The sequence below is a fragment of the Acinetobacter shaoyimingii genome (assembly GCF_011578045.1).
GTDB classification, from domain to species: Bacteria; Pseudomonadota; Gammaproteobacteria; order Pseudomonadales; family Moraxellaceae; genus Acinetobacter; species Acinetobacter shaoyimingii.
This window is the reverse complement of sequence record NZ_CP049801.1, coordinates 2,958,380-2,977,744: the sequence shown is the minus strand read 5'-3', so window position 1 is coordinate 2,977,744 and position 19,365 is coordinate 2,958,380. Positions and strand designations below refer to the sequence as shown.

Below are 19,365 nucleotides of genomic sequence, written 5' to 3'. Positions count from 1 at the left end.
TTTTTAAATATATGCGTTATCGACTTTATGTGATTAATTCTATCATATTTTTTTTAAATTTTTCATAATCAGGCATATCCAGTGTTCTTAAATATCCTCTTAATGCTGAAATATTATGAATACCATTTTTAGGTTTGTTGGCACGAACTTTAAATAAATTTCGATCCCCAACAAAACACATAATATGCTCATTATGATGAGAAATTAAGTCACCTTGTACGTGTTCAAATAGATTGGCAACTTTCAAAGTGAACGCAGGACTGAGACGTTTAGCAATTAACTCACGTTTACACCCAAAGACTTTAACTTGTCGATTGATCTGAATATCCGAGGTATACCATTCTTCTTTATATGGATAGAAAAACTCTTTTCTGCGATTGCTGATCGCTAATCCTAAAGGTGAGATGTTAAATACAAAAGCACCCCAAGCATCTTTATGAATCTCTTTAACATTTTGCCGTGTGCCATCTAAGTTTGGGACATTGAGTTCGGTGACATAATGATATCGAAACAACAGCACTGGAAAATCTTGACCTTCTCTGGTTGTCCAAATGGTTGCAGCATAATCATCGATCTCATTGTATTCTGCACCACGATCAAAGAGCGGAAAATAATGTTTTAAACGATTGATGAACAGTTGATCGCTACTTGGTGTTTTAATGATTTTTGGGATTTGATTGTATTGAACATCAAACTTTAATAATTTTATACGCATTTCAAGATGAGAAATGATGTCATCAATAGGTCGATGAGGCTCATAGATCATATAAGCGACAGCACAGCAGACCATAAACCATAAGACACTTAGTGAAAATGGAATGTATGTACTTAAAATGGCTCCACCGATCAGATTCATTAGCCCACACAATACAATAAAGAACGGCAAAGTATTGTGGAAACGTAATTCTGGATTGCCTCCCCAAGGGTGTAGAGCATCTAAAATATCTTGGGCTGTGTGGGCATCGGCATCGATTTGCCAAAGTCGTTCAAGATTTTGCATGACTTGTTTGTTTTTTCTTGTTCTAAAATGCAAAACGTGCTGAATCGATTGAATAGGCATGGCTGGTGATTAAGGCTCGAATTAATTTTTATCATCATAAATTTTAAAAACAATGATATCGGATTTAATCTTTTACTTAAACATAATCTGGATGAATTTCCTTTAATAACAATTGTATTTGTTCATTCAGTTCTTCGTAGTAGGGCATACGGTAGTCTGATAAATGATTCGCTAGATTTGAGATGGATTTAATCTCTGGAACTGAGGTTTGTACAGTAAAGATATTGCAATTAAATAACCAGCAGAGACAATTCAATTCAGGATGGATATATACATCACCTTTAAATTTTTGCAGCATTTGATCTAATGTTAAAAGATGTTTTGGTGTGAAAAACTTCGCAAGTTCCATTTCATCACGACCACTGGTTTGAAATTTTCGATCGAATTGAAGATCACCTGTTGACCATTTAACGCCTAAACGACATGCTCGTTTTTGCTTGGATGCAATACTGATTCCATTGACTGGAAATTGATTTAGCACGATGCCCCATAAATCATAATGATTGTAAGTGGTTCTTTCACGGTCATCATCGTCAGTCTCAGTGACTTTATCAACATAATGATAGTTGAAGAGCATGTAGGGATATTCGCGGTTTTCAATTTGCCAAGTTCCATACATGAAATTTTGCAGATAATTTTGATGATTACCCAACTCAAACAACGGATAATTTTTAATGCTAAAGTCACCAAAATGATGATATAGATCTTGATCAAATATTTGGTATCGTGCTGCTACAGTTCGTAATTCATAATCATTGATGATTTGTTTTAATGCTTGGGTCGGCACTTTTTTAAAAAAACCAAATGAACCTATGATCACACCAGCAATAAAAAACAGCCAGTGTATGAAAAAACCCAGAGCAATGCAGACAATGGCAAGTGCAATGCATATTTTAAAGCGATGATCTTGCAGATATAAATGCGGTGAGTGCTGCCAATGTTTGAGTTGGTGAATGAGTTCATCATGGCTTAGGTTTTGATCTAATAGGTGTTGTAAGCGCTCAATATTTTCAAATGTTTGTTGATTGATACTTTGTGGCATATGCGATTGATTTGATTGATTTGATTGATTTGATTGATTTGATTGTTGGTCTTTATTATTCATGAGCATTCATTTTTTTAATTTAAATATATTTAAAAATAAAGCACTGCAGATCGCAATGCTTTATTAATATTACAACGCAATTTCAAGCAATTTATGCTGTGATTTTATCAATCAGCATTGCATCACCATAACTGAAGAAGCGGTATTTGCTTTCAACAGCATGTTTATATGCATTTAAAATATTGTCTCGATTCGATAATGCTGAAACAAGCATAAGAAGCGTGGATTCAGGTAAATGGAAATTGGTAATCAAACGATCGACTGCACAAAACTCATAACCTGGGTAAATGAAAATTTGCGTGTCACCCGTCCATGCACCAATGTGTCCACCACAAGCTTGTGCAGCACTTTCAATGGCACGGGTCGCCGTTGTTCCGACAGCAATGACTTTATTACCACGAGCTTTTGTGTCTCGAATCAATTGAGCTGTCGCTTCAGAAACATCACACCATTCACTGTGCATGACATGATTTTCAATATCGGTTGTACGTACAGGCAAGAATGTGCCAGCACCAACATGTAAAGTAACAAATGTTTTTTTAATGCCTTTATCGTCAAGCTTTTTCAACAAGGCTTCATCAAAATGTAAGCTGGCTGTTGGCGCTGCGACACTGGCAATTTTAGTCGGGTCATTAAAAACAGTTTGATAACGCACGGTGTCAATCTCTTCTGCTTCACGGTTAAAGTAAGGCGGAATAGGGAGCTGACCATATTGATCTAAAACTTGTAAAATCGGTTGAGTAAATTCAACGATAAATAAATTTTCATGACGACCAGTGACTGTGACTTTTACTTCATCAGGACCAATAAACAGTTCTGCTCCAGCTTTTGGTGAGTTGCTGGATTTAATATGACAATGGGCAATCGTTTGGTCAAAGATGCGTTCAACTAAAATTTCAATTGCACCGCCAGTTGCACGTTTACCTTTAAGGCGTGCTTTCATCACTTTGGTATCATTGAGTACCAAAAGATCACCCGCATTCAACTGATCGAGAATATCAGTGAAATGTAAGTCTTCATACTCACCATTTGCTTTAAGGTGCAATAGACGCGAAGCACTGCGTGATTCTAAAGGGTAACGGGCTATGAGTTCGTCTGGGAGGTCAAAATTGAAATCGGAAAGTTGCATAGTAGAATTGGACTGAATACAGCGAAAAGAAAACTGCGCATAGTATAGTCTTTTTTGATTTTTTTGCTTGAAATTGATGATTTATAATACAACATGTGCATCTTTGCTTTAAAACTAAGCAATTGCGCAGCGTTTACGTTGACAAGCTCAATAAAATCGCTATTATAGCCATCACAACCTCTCCCGAGGTGGTGAAATTGGTAGACGCGGCGGACTCAAAATCCGCTGTCAGAGATGACGTGTCGGTTCGAGTCCGACCCTCGGGACCACTTATTTTAATATGAATTGAACTAAGTGCGAAGTGTTAAAAGAATTTCTAAAAACCTCAAACAATTTTTTTGTTTGAGGTTTTTTTATACCATAAACTTTTTGTTGCACTTTTAATACTGTCTATACCTATCAGTATTTAAATTTATTTTTTGATTGAAGTGATGATTTAAGACACAGAAAATTATAAGTTTTTTATAATTTTTTTAGATGAAAAGGAAAGATTTTTCAATGATTTTGAAAAAATATAAAAAATGGAGAATAAAGCATTGATTTTCAATTTAATTGTTATATAAAGAATATTGAGATCAAAATAAAATAAAATTTTTCTCAATAAAAACAAAGTTGAATTATTCAAATCCACAGATGCTCTAGCAAATATTAGATTGGTATGAAATACCTTTATAAATGTAATTTAATGTATTAATCTTGCATTGAATCACAATGACTTTGCAAATAAGTTAGAGGATTTTTCTTTTAAAAATTCTTATGTCATTTAATATTAAAGCATTACAAGACAAAAATGATTCATCTCAGTTTTAAGTTTTACTTAAATAAGGTGCTGGTATGAAGTTAGAATTACTCGAAATTGATCAAGCTGATCAACTTAGTGCTTGTAAATTAGCACTATTATTAGGGGTGTTTACGCCTAAAAGCCAAGTCGAGGGATTCTTAAAATTTGCACGTGGCATATTGCATTCAGATTCAGCAATTTTAGCTTTTCAAAATGAACCATATGTATGGTATTCGTCTCCAGAAGGTTTTAAAGCATTTCAATCCAAAAAAGAAGCCAATTTAGCTGCATACTTTGATGGTGAATTAGCCATCGGGATTCATCATCCCAATTATCAAAAGTTTTCTGATCATATACATCAACTGGGCGTTGAGCATAAACGTGTTATCGCATTTAATTTACTCATAGATGATCAAGTTTCGATTGGACAAATTGTATTATTTGATGACCATGATGAGCCATTTGTAGAAGAAAATTTATCGTTGGTTCAAGAATTTGCGATGAGTTTAATTCGGATTATTGAACTGCGTGCTGACTATTCAGAGTTAAAAGAATTATATGAGCAACAGCTCGCTTTAAACTTTAGTAAGACCAAATTTTTCCAAGTGATTGCGCATGACCTAAGAGCACCATTTCATGGGTTGCTGGGTTTTTCAGAAGTGTTGGCTGAAGAGCGTGCAACCTTGTCAGACCGAGAAGTGCAGGATATTGCTGAATATTTAAATGACACAGCACAATCGACTTATAATTTATTGGAAAGCTTACTCAATTGGGCGATGGCTGAGGGTGGACGTTTTGTTTATCATCCAATGAATTTTCAACTCAAGCAAGTCAGCAAAATTGTTTATGACGTTTTAAATACTTTGGCGGTGAAAAAAAATATTCAATTGATTGAAAATGTGCCTGAAGATTTAAAAGTCTATGCCGACATCAATATGATCACGTCTGTGGTTCAAAATATTGTCTCTAATGCGCTTAAATTTACTTATACAGACGGCACTGGAAAAGTCTCGATTGAAGCCAAAGCTTGTGACAATGGCGTTGAAATCAGTATTCAAGATACTGGGTTGGGTATGACACCGCAACAGATTGAAGGATTATTTAAGCCTAATCTTCAAGTCAGTATTAAAGGAACTTTTGGTGAAAAAGGTGCTGGACTTGGATTGGTGCTGTGTAAGCGATTTGTAGATATTAATCATGGTCAAATCAGTGTGGAATCTGAACAAGGTCGTGGCACAACCTTTAAAGTGGTATTACCGACAGAAGCACAAGTACATCCTATTGTTGTTGATCATGAATCTATTCAGCAAGACCAGATCAACAAACAATCTATAAACAATCAAATTGAAAAAATCAGTTAATTTTTTCCAAAACCAAAGCTTGAGCTGATATAAATAAAATAAAGATTGATTTGAAGGCATTTTTTAATGAACGCTGCACAATTGCAAAAAACATTAAGAGCGAGTCAGTATGCAGAACAAATACTTAATTTACATACAGCTCAATTAGAACAAGACTATGCAATTGATCAATTTGAAAAATCATTAACGACACAAGAGATGAATCAACGTGTTCATCAGGCACTTGAGTCAATAACAGATGAAAATGCTTGGATGCGTGCGCTACGCATTTTACGTGCACGACTTATGTTTCGCTGGATCTGGCAAGATGCCAATCAACTCATTTCTGTGATGGCTCTAACACGTGAGCTCTCTGATTTTGCAGACGCTTCTATTGCTGCAGCGAAAGCATTTGCACGAGCACCATTGGTTGCTAAATATGGTGAGCCGATTGGTTATAACGGTAAAACGCAAGATCTCATGGTGATTGCCATGGGGAAGCTTGGTGCACAAGAACTAAATCTATCCAGTGATATTGACTTGATCTTTGCCTTTGATGAGCAAGGCGAAACCAATGGGCGTAAATGTATTGATGTAAAACAGTTCTGCATCTTATGGGGGCAGAAATTAATTTATTTGTTGGATCATATTACTGCTGAAGGTTTTGTTTTCCGTGTTGATATGCGACTTCGTCCTTGGGGTGATGGTTCAGCTCTTGCGATTAGTCATGCAGCACTCGAAAAATATCTCAGTCAGCATGGGCGTGAGTGGGAACGCTATGCATGGATCAAGGCCCGTATTGTAGAGCCGACCAAAGAGGGGGAGGATCTTTTAGAGATGACCCGACCTTTCGTGTTCCGCAAATATGTTGACTATAGTGCCTTTGAAGCCATGCGTGAAATGAAAGCGATGATTGAGCGAGAAGTTCAGCGTCGTAATATTGAAGATGATATTAAGCTTGGTGCAGGTGGTATACGTGAAGTCGAATTTATTGTTCAAGTCTTTCAGCTGATTTATGGGGGTTCAAAGCTTGAGCTACAAGACCGTCAGTGTTTAGTCAGCTTGCATCATTTGGGAGAGGTGGGATTACTTGAAACTGAAGTCGTTGCTGAACTTGAAGATGCATATTTATTTTTACGTCGTGTAGAGCATGCAATTCAGGCATTAAATGATCAACAGACTCAATCGCTACCTGCTGAACCAGATCAAAGAAATCGAATAGTTGAAACTTTAGGTTTTGTTGATTGGGACAGCTTCATGCAGACCTTAGATGAAAAACGTGCCAAGGTAATTTATCAATTTGAGCATTTGATTAAGGAAAATGAGCCTGATCCATTATTGGAAAGCTTTAGTCAGTTAGAAAAAAGACTCAATGATGTGCTTGATGAAAACTCCAAAAATCTGGTGCATGAGTTCTGGCATGGTCACGCTTTAAAAAAATTACCAGCCAAAGCAGTACAACGTTTAAAAGCATTTTGGCCACACTTGATTGAAGCAATTTTGCAGTCAGATAAACCGCAAGTGGCTTTGGTTCGACTCATGCCATTGGTCGAATCGGTCATGCGCCGTACCGTATATTTGGTCATGTTGATCGAGAGCAAAGGAGCATTGCAACGTCTAGTCAAAATGGCGACGGTGAGTCCTTGGATTTGTGAAGAATTGACACATTATCCTGTGCTTTTAGATGAATTTTTATCGATGGATTTTGAATTACCCAAACGTAAGGATTTGGAAGATTCACTGAGACAACAATTACTTCGCATTGAAATTGATCAAGTTGAAGATCAAATGCGGGTATTAAGATTATTTAAAAAATCCAATGTATTAACGGTTGCAGCCAGTGACGTGTTGGCTGAAAGTCCACTGATGAAAGTCTCGGATGCTTTAACCGAAATCGCAGAAGTCTCAGTCAATGCAACTTTGCATTTGGCCTACCAGATTACTGCCAAAAAACATGGTTACCCACTCGATGCAGATGGTCAACGCTGTAGTTTAGATCACAATGCTTTTGCCGTGATTGGCTATGGAAAAGTCGGTGGCATAGAACTTGGTTATGGTTCAGATTTAGATTTGGTCTTTATTCATTATATGAATGAACAAGCTGATACTGATGGGCTTAAGCCGATCAGTGGCTTTGAATTTGCCATGCGGGTTGCGCAAAAGTTTATGTCACTCATGACCACACAGACCTTAGATGGGCGTGTCTATGAAGTAGATACGCGGTTACGTCCATCTGGTGAGGCAGGACTGTTGGTCACCAGTTTAAAAGCGTTTGAGCAGTATCAATTAAAGAATGCTTGGGTGTGGGAACATCAAGCCCTAGTCCGCGCGCGCTCGATTGCTGGGGAACAATTTCTGCGTGAAAAATTTGAAGATTTACGTTGCCGTGTGCTGACTCAACCTCGGGATGAAAGTAGCGTTCGTGAAGAAGTGCTAAAAATGCGTCAAAAAATGAAAGATCATTTAGGTTCGTCAAAAGAACAAAAAAAAGATGGAATTTTTCATTTAAAACAGGATGCAGGTGGTATCGTTGATATCGAATTTATGGCACAGTATGCAGTATTAGCCTGGAGTGGGACGAATGCTGATCTCGCCCATTATTCCGACAATGTAAGAATCCTTGAGGATGCTGCCAAAGCAGGTCGCTTATCCAGTGATGATGCTTCAGCCTTGATTCATGCCTATCTTCGCGAACGCGCCGAGAGTCACCGTCTGGCACTTGCAAATCATAATATGCAAGTCAGTGCAGCCGAGTGGTTTGATACCAGAGAGGTCGTTTGTAATTTGTGGCAGCGATTGATTGATCCAACAGCGACATTCGCGTTGGAAAGTGAATAATTGAGTATACATTTGGAGTTTAAGTCATGAATTTGGCTGATCGTGATGGTTTTATTTGGCAAGATGGACAATTAGTGGATTGGCGTGAGGCGAAAACTCACGTACTTACTCATACGCTACATTACAGTATGGGTGTTTTTGAAGGTGTCCGAGCTTATGAAACACCAAATGGTACAGCAATCTTCCGTCTAAAAGAGCATACCAAGCGTTTACTTAACTCTGCAAAAATCTATCAAATGAAAGTTCCATTTGATCACGCAGCATTAGAACAAGCTCAAATTGATGTGGTACGTGAAAATAAATTGGCATCTTGCTATTTGCGTCCAATTATTTTTATTGGTTCTGAAAAACTCGGTATTGCAGCAACAGATAATACCATTCATGCCGTAGTAGCAGCATGGAGCTGGGGTGCTTACCTTGGCGAAGAAGCAATGGCAAAGGGTATTCGTGTGAAAACATCATCGTTTACACACCATCATCCAAACGTGACCATGTGTAAAGCGAAAGCATCTGGTAACTACACTTTATCGATTCTTGCGCATCAAGAAGTTGCACATTCAGGTTATGACGAAGCAATGCTCCTAGACCCACAAGGCTACGTATGCCAAGGTTCGGGTGAAAACGTATTCTTGGTGCGTGATGGCGTGATTCATACACCAGATGTAGCTGGTGGTGCGTTAGATGGTATTACACGTCAAACTGTAATCACAATTGCAAAAGACTTAGGTTTTGACGTGGTTGAACGTCGTATTACACGTGATGAATTTTATATCGCAGATGAAGCATTCTTTACAGGTACGGCCGCTGAAGTGACGCCAATCCGTGAATATGATGATCGTCAAATTGGTGAAGGTGTTCGTGGTCCAATCACAACACAAATCCAAAAAGCATACTTTGATGCGGTTCAAGGTAAAGACCCTAAATATGCACACTGGTTAACTTACGTAAAATAAGTTTTACCGTTAAAAAAAGGACTCATTTGAGTCCTTTTTTATTGACGTTTAAATTGATGTTTAAAAGTTTGAAATTTATATATTTAATGTGTTTTTTAAACCTGATAAAACGCTCGATACCAATCTACAAATTGTTTCACACCATCTTCTACAGAAACCGAAGGCTTATAGCCAACAGCCTTTTCTAAAGCGGAACTGTCTGCAAAGGTATCTAGTACATCACCAGGCTGACGAGGCAGTAATTCCATCACAGCTTTTTTACCAACAGCTTTTTCAATGGCATGAATATATTCAATCAATTGAACAGGTTGATTATTGCCAATGTTGAAAATTCTGAACGGGGCATAACTTGTATTCGGCGATGGATGCTGACTATTCCAATCTGGATTGGGTTCAGCAATTTGATCACTTGAACGAATCACGCCTTCGGCAATGTCATCGATAAAAGTAAAGTCACGTGTATGATTGCCATGATTGAAAACTGGAATGGCTTCACCCGCAATAATTTTTTGAGTGAATTTAAATAAAGCCATGTCAGGACGACCCCATGGACCATACACCGTAAAAAAGCGTAGACCTGTTGTGGGTAAATTAAACAAGTGACTATAACTATGCGCCAAAAGCTCATTTGCACGCTTTGTTGCAGCGTAAAGCTGAATCGGGTGGTCAACGTGATGCTCCTCTTTAAAGGGCATTTCTGTATTGGCACCATAGACACTACTGGTACTGGCATAAGTTAAATGCGGAATTTTATGATAACGACAGGCTTCTAATATATTGGTGAAACCTGTGACATTACTTTCCACATAACTCAAAGGATTATCCAATGAATAACGAATACCAGCTTGCGCTGCTAAGTGAATCACACGGTCAAATTTATATTGATTAAAACAATCTTCAATAAAGGGTTTATCCGCAATATTGCCTTTGAGTAAAAGGAAATGAGCTTGTTTTTGTTGTGCGATTTTATTTAATTGTTCGGTACGTGCTTCTTTTAAAGCTGGGTCATAGTAGTCGTTATAATTATCGATGCCAATAACATCATCACCACGTTCTAATAATTTTTTTGCAACATGAAAACCAATAAACCCAGCAGCACCAGTGACTAAAATTTTTATTCGTCGCCTCCAAATATATCTCGAGTGTAGACCTTATCAAAAACATCACTTAAATCAGACGATAAGCGATTCGCTACAATCACATCACTCATGTGTTTAAATTGTTCTAAGTCATTAATGACCTTAGAGTTAAAAAATTCAGATTCTTTGAGTGTGGGTTCAAATACAACAACCTCAATGCCTTTTGCCTTAAGACGTTTCATGACGCCTTGAATGGCAGAAGCACGGAAATTGTCTGAACCGCTCTTCATCACTAAACGGTAAATCCCCACAGTTGTTGGATTTTTTGCCAATATCGAATCTGCAATAAAGTCTTTACGCGTACGGTTAGAATCCACAATAGCTTGTATCAAATTACTTGGAACATGGTTGTAATTTGCCAGTAGCTGTTTTGTATCTTTAGGTAAACAATAACCGCCGTATCCAAAAGAAGGATTGTTGTAATGATTGCCAATACGCTGATCCAAACAGACTCCTTCAATAATTTGGTGAGTATCTAGACCGAACATTTGTGCATAGGTATCAAGTTCATTGAAATACGCAACACGCATGGCTAAATAAGTATTAGCAAATAATTTAATCGCTTCAGCTTCAGTTGAATCTGTAAATAAAACCGGACTATCTTTTTTAATTGCGCCTTCAATCAACATATTTGCAAACAATTGGGCACGATCAGATTTTTCACCGACGATAATCCGAGAAGGGTAAAGATTGTCATGCAATGCTTTACCTTCACGTAAAAATTCAGGAGAAAAAATAATATTTTCAGTTTGATATGTGATTTTTGCTTTTTGCGTAAAACCAACAGGAACGGTGGATTTGATGATCATTGTTGCATTGGGATTGATCGCAACAACATCTCTAATCACACTCTCAACACTTTGTGTATTAAAGTAATTTGTTTTGGTGTCGTAATCGGTAGGTGTCGCAATAATAATAAAATCTGCATTGGTATATGCTGCGACGTTGTCGGTTGTCGCATTAAAGTTGATTGTTTTATTTTTTAGGAAATCAGATATATCCGTATCTTGAATTGGGGAGATACGATTGTTTAACATTTCGACTTTACTGTCTAAAATGTCTAGCGCAATAACCTCATGATGTTGTGCAAAGATCATGGCATTAGATAAACCGACATAACCGGTTCCTGCAACTGCTATTTTCATATCAACCTGATTCTAAAATCTTAAAGTGGGTCTTACTCGGTACATTTTATAGTTAAAATATAATGAGTTTGTAACACGGATTACAAATAATATCATATCCTTTTTTTGTGAATTTGGCTGTATGCATTCTTGAATACAGTAACTTTTCATCACTTAATGGTATGATATTGGCAGAAAACTGGTGGATGAGAACCGCATGCAGGTAACCGACAACGTAACACGCTCACAAAGCTCAAATCCTGAAGATCAAAACATTGTTCTTTGTATGAAGTGGGGCACTAAATACGGTGCAGAATACGTGAATCGTTTGTACAACATGGTCAAACGTCATAGCACAGTCGAATTTAAAATGGTGTGCTTAACGGATCGTACTGAAGGCATTGTTCCTGAAGTTGAGTGTTTTCCAATTCCGTCTTTAGCGTTACCAGAAGGCAGCCCAGAACGTGGATGGAATAAATTATCAACGTTTGAACCTGATTTATATGGCCTAAAAGGCAATGCACTTTTTTTAGATCTAGATGTGGTTATTGTTGATAATATTGATGGTTTCTTCACCCATCCTGGTGAATTTTTGATTATTCATGATTGGAAACGACCATGGAGAATTACTGGGAACAGCTCAGTCTATCGCTTCAAATTAGGTGAGTTTTCAGGAATTTTGCCGTATTTTCGTGAAAATTTTGATGAGATTCGTAAAAAGTTTCGTAATGAGCAAGAATATTTATCTTGGTACGTAGATAATGAAAAAAAACTGAGCTATTGGCCAGCAAGTTGGTGCAAAAGCTATAAGTACCATTGCTTACAAAAGATCCCATTGGCATTCTTTAAGCCGCCAGTGAAGCCACAAGATGCTAAAATCATTATCTTCCATGGTGAAGTGAATCCACCAGATGCGGTAAATGGTGGCGGTGGTAAATGGTATCGCTATGTTTTACCTTCTGATTGGATTAAAGATGCTTGGCAGTAATCATGTTTTAGCAATATAAATTTGGATTGAAGCAATGCAAAGAGTAGACATCGTAATAGCTTGGGTAGATGGTAATGACGTCGAATTGAAAAAGAAACGTCACAAATATCTAACGGGTGAGGATGCTTCAGATGCGATTAGCGATACACGATTTGCAAGTAATGACGAAATTTATTACAACATTGCTTCGATCCTCAAATACGTGCCTTTTAGTGGCAAAATTTATATTGTTACGGATCAACAAAGACCTGAGTTTATCGATGAATTTGCGAAACAGGGTTTGTGTGAAGCCGATAAAATCCGTGTTGTAGATCATCGTGAAATATTTCGTGGTTATGAGGGGTATCTTCCCACCTTCAATACGCGTCCTATAGAAACAATGCTTTGGAATATTGAAGGATTATCGGATTATTTTATTTATTTAAATGATGATTTCTTTTTTAATGCAGAAGTGGGTTTAGAAGATTTTCTTGATGGCAACAACATGATCATTCATGGTCATTGGCGGAATAGTTTCGCTTTAAAAACAAAATTGAAATATCGTCAATTTTTAAATAAAAAATTCGGAAAACCCTTACAGCCTAAACATATGATTGCACAAATGTTGAGTGCAGATCGCATTGGGTTTACTCAACAGTTTTTCGAGATTCACCATTATCCGCATATTGTTGATCGTCATATCATCAAAAATTATTTATTGGATCATCCTGAACTTTTGCAAACACAGTTGAAATCTAAGTTTAGAAGCATCGAGCAAATCAATCCGATTGCCTTAATGAATCATTTAAAAATTAAAAATAATCAGGCAATTTTAAAACCTGATCTTGAGCTTGCATATTTGAAAAATGAACAAAGTGTCAATAGTTTTGTTCAGGCTGTCACCAACCCTAATGTTAAGTATGGATGTATCCAGAGCCTTGATCAGTTGAGTAAAATTGCTGCAGAAAAAGTAGTCAATTCCATGAATGAAAAATTCAAAGGTTTTTTACCCAATTCATTAAGAATGATGCTCAATTAATTTCAAAATAAGCGATTGTTTTAACATGATTTATGGGTGTTTTATAAGCTAAAATTTCACGCTGAGCATTTGTCATATATCGAAATAATATGAAGTTATGTTGGATTGATAGGTTAGGAATTTCTAGACAAAGCCTTGTTTTTTGATGCATATATGATCGATGAATAACAGATGAAATCTGGGTTCAAGAAGTCTTTAGTACTGTGTGACTGTGTGACTGTGTGACTGTGTGACTGTGTGCATAAGAAAAGCATCTATTTTCTAGTCCTATGTATTTTCAAAGTTTAGTCATGAAAGCAAGCTGATCATAGGTTCATCAAGTCTAATTTTATGCATAAAAAGCGCTTTTTATAATTCTGAACAAGCGGTCTGTTGGTGAGAAAAGTTGCTTGTTCTAAAGCTGTAAACACAAAATTGATCAAAGAATTCAACAATAGCAGTATTCAGTTTGTTTGTGAGAAATGGCTATACTTTTAATTAAATTAATTTGTACTTTAAATGATTATTTGAGATTAAAATAAAATGTTTTTATGAATAATATTTTGAAATCATTCATTTTTTATAAGCATTTCTTTGTTTTTGTGGATAAAATAATGATTGAAGATTCATATATATTAAAAGATTCAGCCTGAGATTTTTCGATCAATCCTTTGCTGTGTTCCTAAAATTTATATGGGTATTTAGAAATTTGAGGTAAATTCAACGTATTTGGAATCAATGTTATTACATAAGGTTAATAAAATTTATCCAATATATATCATGAAGCGTTTTGTATGTGCTGGTAATAAAATATCAAACGTTGTACTAAAGGCTTTAGAAATCAGTGAAAAATTCAGTAGTGAATAATTGAAATGAAAGTTGTAACGTATTTAATAAATTTAGAGGGTAGTGCTGAAAGATTTTCAAGATCTAAGGCACAGCTAGATCAAGTGGGGTGGTCCTTTGAGCGTTTTTCTGCATATGATGGTCGTGGCAAATCGCTTTCAGATTTTGAGGATTATGATGATGAACTCACTCAACAGCTTTTAGGGCGTAGGTTACTGAATTCAGAATTAGGGTGTTATTTAAGCCACGTAGGTTGCGTTGAAAAATTCTTAACGACCGATGCGGATTATTTGGTTGTTTTAGAAGATGATATGAAAATTTCAAATGATTTTTCTACAAAATTAAATCGACTACTGGAATATCTACATGAGCATCCATCTCTAGATTGGTATTTAATTAATATTGCATCGAAAAAGAAAAAATTATCACGCGATATAACTCAATTTGATAATTTTACACTATGGCACGCCTTTTATTTTCCTATCCGTGGATTGGGATTGGTGTGGTCTAGAAAGGGGGCTGAAGAGTTTGTCAAACGATGCAGACCTATGACTCAACCTGTTGATATTTTCTTCCAGTCTTGGTTAAGCCAAAATGGAAAAGGCTTAGGGGTATGGCCGGCATTGGTTGAGCCTGATGGTCTCGATAGTGATATTTTAGGTACTGTCGCTACTGACAAAATATCAAGAAAACAAAAGGAAAATCGAAGTCGTTCATTTGAGTTTAAAAAGCAAAAAAGAATGTGGCGTGATCGTATGTATGCCGTGAAGCATTTGCTTTCAAATTCATCAACCTAATACTCATTTGAATTAAGAATTTGAATTAAGAGTTTGAATTTAAAAAAGGGATGGATTATCCCTTTTTTATTTTTTCAAATAAAGCCATTGCGCTGATTCATTGATGGTTTTATGAATACTATCTCGGATAGCAGTCCATTTCACTTTTTTATGTTGAAATGTTGTGATACCAGTCAAACACAGAATCGAATAAATTTTAGATCTTTTAGTGGATTTTAATTCTAATTGGTAAAGTAGTCGAACATAGTCATACGACGTAAAATGCTTATAAGCAAATAGAATTTTTGATTTAAACCAAGTTTGATAAAATGAATAGCTTAAGCATGGTTTGGGTTTGGAATCATTTAATCGAACTTCAAGATCATTCAACTTGATCAAGGGTAATTGAAGTAATTTAATCCGAAGCGACAAATCTTGATCTTCATGATATTGATAAAAGTCAGGATCAAAACCTGAAATTTGTTCAAATACCGTTTTTTTGATCAACAATAAATCTCGTGAAAACCAATTGATTTGATTTTCAAAACCCAGATCATGATTAAATTCATAGAGCAGATGTGTCGAGATATCTTGGTTATAACGATCTATGACACGAGTACTCATTAATCCGTAATGATCAATATTTTCAGCATGCTTCAGTAATTGGACTAAGTAATCACGCTGTGGAATGTGTACTGCTGGATTGATGATTAACAATGTATCGCCAAGCACATGTTGTGCTGCATGATTTATAGCTGCACCAAAACCTAAATCGTGTTCCACTTCTAATACTTTTATATTCAGTCCATTCAAAGTTAGATTTGAATTTATCGAGTCTTTAAGACTTTGATTATTGTATCTATTTGCAATAATGATTTCATATGTATTTAGGGCTAGTGATTGTTGCTTTAGTTCAAGCAAAAAATTCTCAATAAGATTCTCAGTATTTTCATTTACAATAAGAATTGAGAGTTGCATGATGATCATTGAAGTCAAAACAAAGACCCGAAAGATTATCATAGTCTGGGATACATGGAATCCATCATAGACAAATATGTTCTAAAAATAGGTGAAAAATATTTCATTGCATGTTTGAAAACTGATGAACAAAAGAGTTGTCTTCAATAAAAGTAGGGGTATTGGCTGATACTCTTCTTCAAAACATAAGCATCTATATGATGAAAAAATATTGATATTTAATCTTTTTTTAGATGGCAAAAGAACAATAACGGATATAAAAATGAAAATTCTGGTCACTGGTGGAGCAGGTTTTATTGGATCTGCATTTATTCGCTATCTACTTGAGCATACTCAATATCAAATTTTGAATGTTGATAAATTCACTTATGCTGCAAATATTCAGCTTAATCATTCATTTAAAAAAAACAATAGATATCAGTTCTGTAGAGTTGATATATGCAATTTCAATGACTTAAATTCAGCATTTAACTTCTTTGAACCAGATTTAGTGGTGAACTTTGCGGCCGAGTCACATGTAGATCGTTCTATTGCTGGACCGCAAGCGTTTATAGAAACCAATATTATTGGCACGTTTAATTTACTCGAAGTAAGTCGATGTTACTGGGGAAATTTACCACGTCATAAGCAGTCAAAATTTCGATTTCTACATATTTCAACAGATGAGGTTTATGGTGATGCTTCCGAAGTTGATCAGCCTTTTACCGAACAATCTGTTTATAGACCCAGCTCACCTTATGCAGCAATTATCGACACATCAAAAATTCGATATGGACTATCTAAATGCTTTAATGACTTATGTTGATGATCGTCTTGGTCATGATGAAAGTTATGTGATAAATACGTCTAAAATTAGAAATAAATTAAAATGGGATTATTTAATCAGTTTTAAAAAAGGTTTAATGAAAACCATAAAATGGTATTTGAATGAAGAAAATTACTAATTTTTACTGAGTTTAATCATGGGAATGAACAGTGTAATTATTTTTAAAAAATAAATTAAATAATTTCAATATTAATTATAAGTATTTCTTATACATATAAAATCTAAAATTAGTGATATGTGTAGTAATTATTTGTATAATCAATAATTATATAATGCCTATTAACTACTTAATTTATTATATTTCATACAGAAGCTATGTTGATAGATTATTGAAATATACATTTAATATTTTGCTATGAGAAAACGGTTTAGGTTTCAATTGAATGAGAAGTATCGTTATTAGTCTTCAAAGTGCGTTGGATAGAAGAGCACATATTGAATATCAATTTGGTTCACAAAATATTGTTTTTGATTTTTTTGATGCATTAACACCTAATTTTGCTGAATTAAAAGCCAAAGAAATGGGGTTAATGTTTAAATCTGGTTTTTTGACTCAAGGTGAAATAGCTTGTTTTATGAGTCATGTATCGCTATGGCAGAAAATGATTGATGAAAATATTCAGCATTTAGCCATTTTTGAGGATGATGTTTATTTAGGTGAACACGCCAATTGTTATCTAAATCAAGACGACTGGATAGATCATTCATGGGATGTGATTAAGCTTGAGGCTTTTTCAAAAAAAATATTACATGAGGGAAGAGGGATTCTAGTTGGCAATGGTCGTCAATTGGTTAAACTCAAGTGTCGTCATTTAGGGGCTGCAGGTTATATTTTAAGCTTGAATGCCGCCCAGTGTTTGATGTCATATCTTACATGTAATGAGATTTCGGAGCCTTTGGATCATATTTTATTTGATCGTAAATTTCATCCAGAAAACTTTTCTTTGTATCAGATGAAACCGGCTATCTGTATACAAAGTTACTTATATGTAAAATGTGAAGATGATAATTTTTTAAGTTGTTTGGAGAAACAACGTGAAGATCGACGCGCAATAGAAAGTAAAGCTCGAACATTCGGTGATAGGCTTTCAAGAGAGTTGAATCGACTAAAGCAACAGATTAATACCTCAATCTTTAAAAAGCCCATTGAATTTAAATAAGATTCAAATTTTTAAAAGAGTAAATTGAATGAACAAAGCAATTTACTCTTTATCTTTTCTAACTATTTGAAGTATAACCAATCCACTGATTCTATTTTAGTTTTTTGAACACAATCTTTCATTGCATTCCATTTGTCATATCTTGATTTGTATTTTGCAATCCCAGTGAATCTTAAAGCTTTATAAAGTGTATATTTTTTAATAGCTTTGTTTTCAATATTATCTAAAATATGCTTGAAATCATTACTGGAATAATGCTTATTTGCAAACAAAATTTTAGATTTGAACCATCGGTGATAGAAAGCATAATCTTTTAAAGGTTCACTAGAACCGCCTTTATGATAAATTGATAATTCATCTAACTTGACTAATGGGAGATTCAACTTTTTTATACGTAAACATAGATCCTCGTCCTCACAATACATAAAAAAATCAGGATCAAAACCTGATACTTTTTCGAAAATTTCTTTTTTGATTAATAACAGTGCGCCACAGAACCAGTTAGTTTGATTATCATAGCCTAAATTATTTCCAAATTCATAGAATCGATACTCTGATGTATCTTTATTGTCATCATTCAATATTTGAGTTGTTATAATTCCATAATTATTATGTGATTCTGCACTTTTGAGTAATTTTTCAAGATAGTTGTTCTCCAACATTCTGAGATCAGGATTGGCAATTAAAAGCTGATGACCTTGAGCAATTTTGGCAGCAAGATTCATTGCTCTACCAAAGCCTAAATTACGTTCAGAATCAACTATTTTTATATTTAAATTTTGAATTTTAGTATTATTTAGAATGGTTGATCTTAATTTTTCATTTTGTACATTATTAGTAATAATGACTTCGTAGAAGTCACTAGATAGAGTTTGATCATTAAGATCATTTAAAAATTTTTCAATATAATTTTCAGTATTATAGTTTACGATAAGAATCGAGAGTTGCATAATTTGGCAAATAAATTGAAGTGATGACTAATAAAGGTTACCATAAAATAAGCGATTAAAAATGCACAAATCTTACTATTTTGAAAAAAATAGTATTTGGTCTGAGTGTGTAATATTCATTATATCTTGATAAACTATCTGTCTGGAAAGGGGGTGTTTATAAACGGTAAAAAATATTTTTAAAGTGAAATATTTTAAATAGACAACTAATAAAATATTTTTATAGATTGTTAAATTAATAAATAATATTTATTTATATTTGTTTGGATTTATAAATAATTTATATTTATTTTTTAAAAATATTAAAAATTAAGGTTTACATTGATAATTTGTGTTGAGCAATATTTAAACTTATATTGAAATAATTGTAACTTA

The 19,365-nt window shown here is 34.9% G+C and carries 15 protein-coding genes and 1 tRNA gene; 9 read left to right on the top strand and 7 right to left on the bottom strand.

Annotation, left to right across the window (positions count from 1 at the left end):
- Positions 1 to 25: 25 nt before the first annotated feature.
- From G8E00_RS13425 to queA, 3 genes are all read right to left on the bottom strand, one after another.
- Positions 26 to 1,000 (bottom strand): hypothetical protein, encoded by a 975-nt coding sequence (locus G8E00_RS13425; RefSeq protein WP_166225374.1) that lies wholly within the window; start codon positions 998 to 1,000, stop codon positions 26 to 28.
- 136 nt (positions 1,001 to 1,136) lie between these two features.
- Positions 1,137 to 2,165, bottom strand: a complete 1,029-nt coding sequence (locus G8E00_RS13420; protein ID WP_166225371.1) for a threonine/serine exporter family protein — start codon at positions 2,163 to 2,165, stop codon at positions 1,137 to 1,139.
- 91 nt (positions 2,166 to 2,256) lie between these two features.
- Positions 2,257 to 3,294 (bottom strand): tRNA preQ1(34) S-adenosylmethionine ribosyltransferase-isomerase QueA, encoded by a 1,038-nt coding sequence (gene queA / locus G8E00_RS13415; protein ID WP_166225368.1) that lies wholly within the window; start codon positions 3,292 to 3,294, stop codon positions 2,257 to 2,259.
- Between the two features lie 182 nt (positions 3,295 to 3,476).
- Between queA and G8E00_RS13410 the strand changes: the two genes are divergently transcribed.
- The 4 genes from G8E00_RS13410 to G8E00_RS13395 all read left to right on the top strand — a co-directional run bounded on the left by G8E00_RS13410 (position 3,477) and on the right by G8E00_RS13395 (position 9,206).
- Positions 3,477 to 3,563 (top strand) — tRNA-Leu (locus G8E00_RS13410).
- Between the two features lie 565 nt (positions 3,564 to 4,128).
- On the top strand, positions 4,129 to 5,436 hold the full coding sequence (locus tag G8E00_RS13405) for a sensor histidine kinase (RefSeq protein WP_166225364.1): 1,308 nt from the start codon (positions 4,129 to 4,131) through the stop codon (positions 5,434 to 5,436).
- A 66-nt stretch (positions 5,437 to 5,502) separates the two neighbouring features.
- Entirely contained in the window at positions 5,503 to 8,253 is a 2,751-nt protein-coding gene (gene glnE, locus G8E00_RS13400; protein ID WP_166225361.1) for a bifunctional [glutamate--ammonia ligase]-adenylyl-L-tyrosine phosphorylase/[glutamate--ammonia-ligase] adenylyltransferase, read from the top strand.
- A gap of 26 nt (positions 8,254 to 8,279) precedes the next feature.
- Complete coding sequence (locus G8E00_RS13395; RefSeq protein WP_166225358.1) at positions 8,280 to 9,206, top strand: branched-chain amino acid transaminase; 927 nt, start codon at positions 8,280 to 8,282, stop codon at positions 9,204 to 9,206.
- A 95-nt stretch (positions 9,207 to 9,301) separates the two neighbouring features.
- Here G8E00_RS13395 and G8E00_RS13390 read toward each other — a convergent pair whose 3' ends face one another.
- On the bottom strand, positions 9,302 to 10,324 hold the full coding sequence (locus tag G8E00_RS13390) for an NAD-dependent epimerase (RefSeq protein WP_166226566.1): 1,023 nt from the start codon (positions 10,322 to 10,324) through the stop codon (positions 9,302 to 9,304).
- Positions 10,321 to 11,490, bottom strand: coding sequence for a nucleotide sugar dehydrogenase (locus tag G8E00_RS13385; RefSeq protein ID WP_166012118.1), 1,170 nt, complete (start codon positions 11,488 to 11,490; stop codon positions 10,321 to 10,323). Before G8E00_RS13385 ends, G8E00_RS13390 begins: the two co-directional genes overlap by 4 nt.
- A gap of 196 nt (positions 11,491 to 11,686) precedes the next feature.
- On the opposite strand from G8E00_RS13385, the gene G8E00_RS13380 reads away from it, so the two are divergent.
- The 3 genes from G8E00_RS13380 (at position 11,687) to G8E00_RS13370 (ending at position 15,097) form a co-directional block, all read left to right on the top strand.
- The gene (locus G8E00_RS13380) at positions 11,687 to 12,457 is read left to right on the top strand and encodes a glycosyltransferase (RefSeq protein WP_166012117.1); all 771 of its coding nucleotides are present in this window, start codon (positions 11,687 to 11,689) and stop codon (positions 12,455 to 12,457) included.
- 34 nt (positions 12,458 to 12,491) lie between these two features.
- Positions 12,492 to 13,475 (top strand): stealth family protein, encoded by a 984-nt coding sequence (locus G8E00_RS13375; RefSeq protein ID WP_166225355.1) that lies wholly within the window; start codon positions 12,492 to 12,494, stop codon positions 13,473 to 13,475.
- Between the two features lie 851 nt (positions 13,476 to 14,326).
- Positions 14,327 to 15,097, top strand: a complete 771-nt coding sequence (locus G8E00_RS13370; RefSeq protein ID WP_166225352.1) for a glycosyltransferase family 25 protein — start codon at positions 14,327 to 14,329, stop codon at positions 15,095 to 15,097.
- Positions 15,098 to 15,163: 66 nt separating this feature from the next.
- On the opposite strand, the gene G8E00_RS13365 is transcribed toward G8E00_RS13370, so the two are convergent.
- Positions 15,164 to 16,054 carry a glycosyltransferase family 2 protein gene (locus G8E00_RS13365; RefSeq protein ID WP_166225349.1) on the bottom strand — a complete coding sequence of 297 codons (891 nt, stop codon included), beginning with the start codon at positions 16,052 to 16,054 and terminating at the stop codon, positions 15,164 to 15,166.
- A 262-nt stretch (positions 16,055 to 16,316) separates the two neighbouring features.
- Here G8E00_RS13365 and G8E00_RS13360 point away from each other — a divergent pair, with 262 nt between their 5' ends.
- The gene (locus G8E00_RS13360; RefSeq protein ID WP_264821232.1) at positions 16,317 to 16,859 is read left to right on the top strand and encodes a dTDP-glucose 4,6-dehydratase; all 543 of its coding nucleotides are present in this window, start codon (positions 16,317 to 16,319) and stop codon (positions 16,857 to 16,859) included.
- 404 nt (positions 16,860 to 17,263) lie between these two features.
- Positions 17,264 to 18,040 (top strand): glycosyltransferase family 25 protein, encoded by a 777-nt coding sequence (locus G8E00_RS13355; RefSeq protein WP_166225346.1) that lies wholly within the window; start codon positions 17,264 to 17,266, stop codon positions 18,038 to 18,040.
- A gap of 62 nt (positions 18,041 to 18,102) precedes the next feature.
- Here the strand turns inward: G8E00_RS13355 and G8E00_RS13350 are convergent, their stop codons facing one another.
- A complete protein-coding gene (locus tag G8E00_RS13350) occupies positions 18,103 to 18,990 on the bottom strand; it encodes a glycosyltransferase family 2 protein (protein WP_166225343.1) in 888 nt (295 codons plus the stop codon).
- Positions 18,991 to 19,365: the final 375 nt, after the last annotated feature.

Bases quoted from the DNA above. Each gene is read 5' to 3' on its own strand.
- G8E00_RS13365 (WP_166225349.1), bottom strand. From the start codon at position 16,054: ATGCAACTCTCAATTCTTATTGTAAATGAAAATACTGAGAATCTTATT.
- G8E00_RS13355 (WP_166225346.1), top strand. From the start codon at position 17,264: ATGAGAAGTATCGTTATTAGTCTTCAAAGTGCGTTGGATAGAAGAGCA.
- G8E00_RS13360 (WP_264821232.1), top strand. From the start codon at position 16,317: ATGAAAATTCTGGTCACTGGTGGAGCAGGTTTTATTGGATCTGCATTT.
- glnE (WP_166225361.1), top strand. From the start codon at position 5,503: ATGAACGCTGCACAATTGCAAAAAACATTAAGAGCGAGTCAGTATGCA.
- G8E00_RS13385 (WP_166012118.1), bottom strand. From the start codon at position 11,490: ATGAAAATAGCAGTTGCAGGAACCGGTTATGTCGGTTTATCTAATGCC.
- G8E00_RS13405 (WP_166225364.1), top strand. From the start codon at position 4,129: ATGAAGTTAGAATTACTCGAAATTGATCAAGCTGATCAACTTAGTGCT.
- G8E00_RS13350 (WP_166225343.1), bottom strand. From the start codon at position 18,990: ATGCAACTCTCGATTCTTATCGTAAACTATAATACTGAAAATTATATT.
- G8E00_RS13420 (WP_166225371.1), bottom strand. From the start codon at position 2,165: ATGAATAATAAAGACCAACAATCAAATCAATCAAATCAATCAAATCAA.
- G8E00_RS13425 (WP_166225374.1), bottom strand. From the start codon at position 1,000: ATGCAAAATCTTGAACGACTTTGGCAAATCGATGCCGATGCCCACACA.
- G8E00_RS13380 (WP_166012117.1), top strand. From the start codon at position 11,687: ATGCAGGTAACCGACAACGTAACACGCTCACAAAGCTCAAATCCTGAA.
- G8E00_RS13370 (WP_166225352.1), top strand. From the start codon at position 14,327: ATGAAAGTTGTAACGTATTTAATAAATTTAGAGGGTAGTGCTGAAAGA.
- queA (WP_166225368.1), bottom strand. From the start codon at position 3,294: ATGCAACTTTCCGATTTCAATTTTGACCTCCCAGACGAACTCATAGCC.
- G8E00_RS13395 (WP_166225358.1), top strand. From the start codon at position 8,280: ATGAATTTGGCTGATCGTGATGGTTTTATTTGGCAAGATGGACAATTA.
- G8E00_RS13375 (WP_166225355.1), top strand. From the start codon at position 12,492: ATGCAAAGAGTAGACATCGTAATAGCTTGGGTAGATGGTAATGACGTC.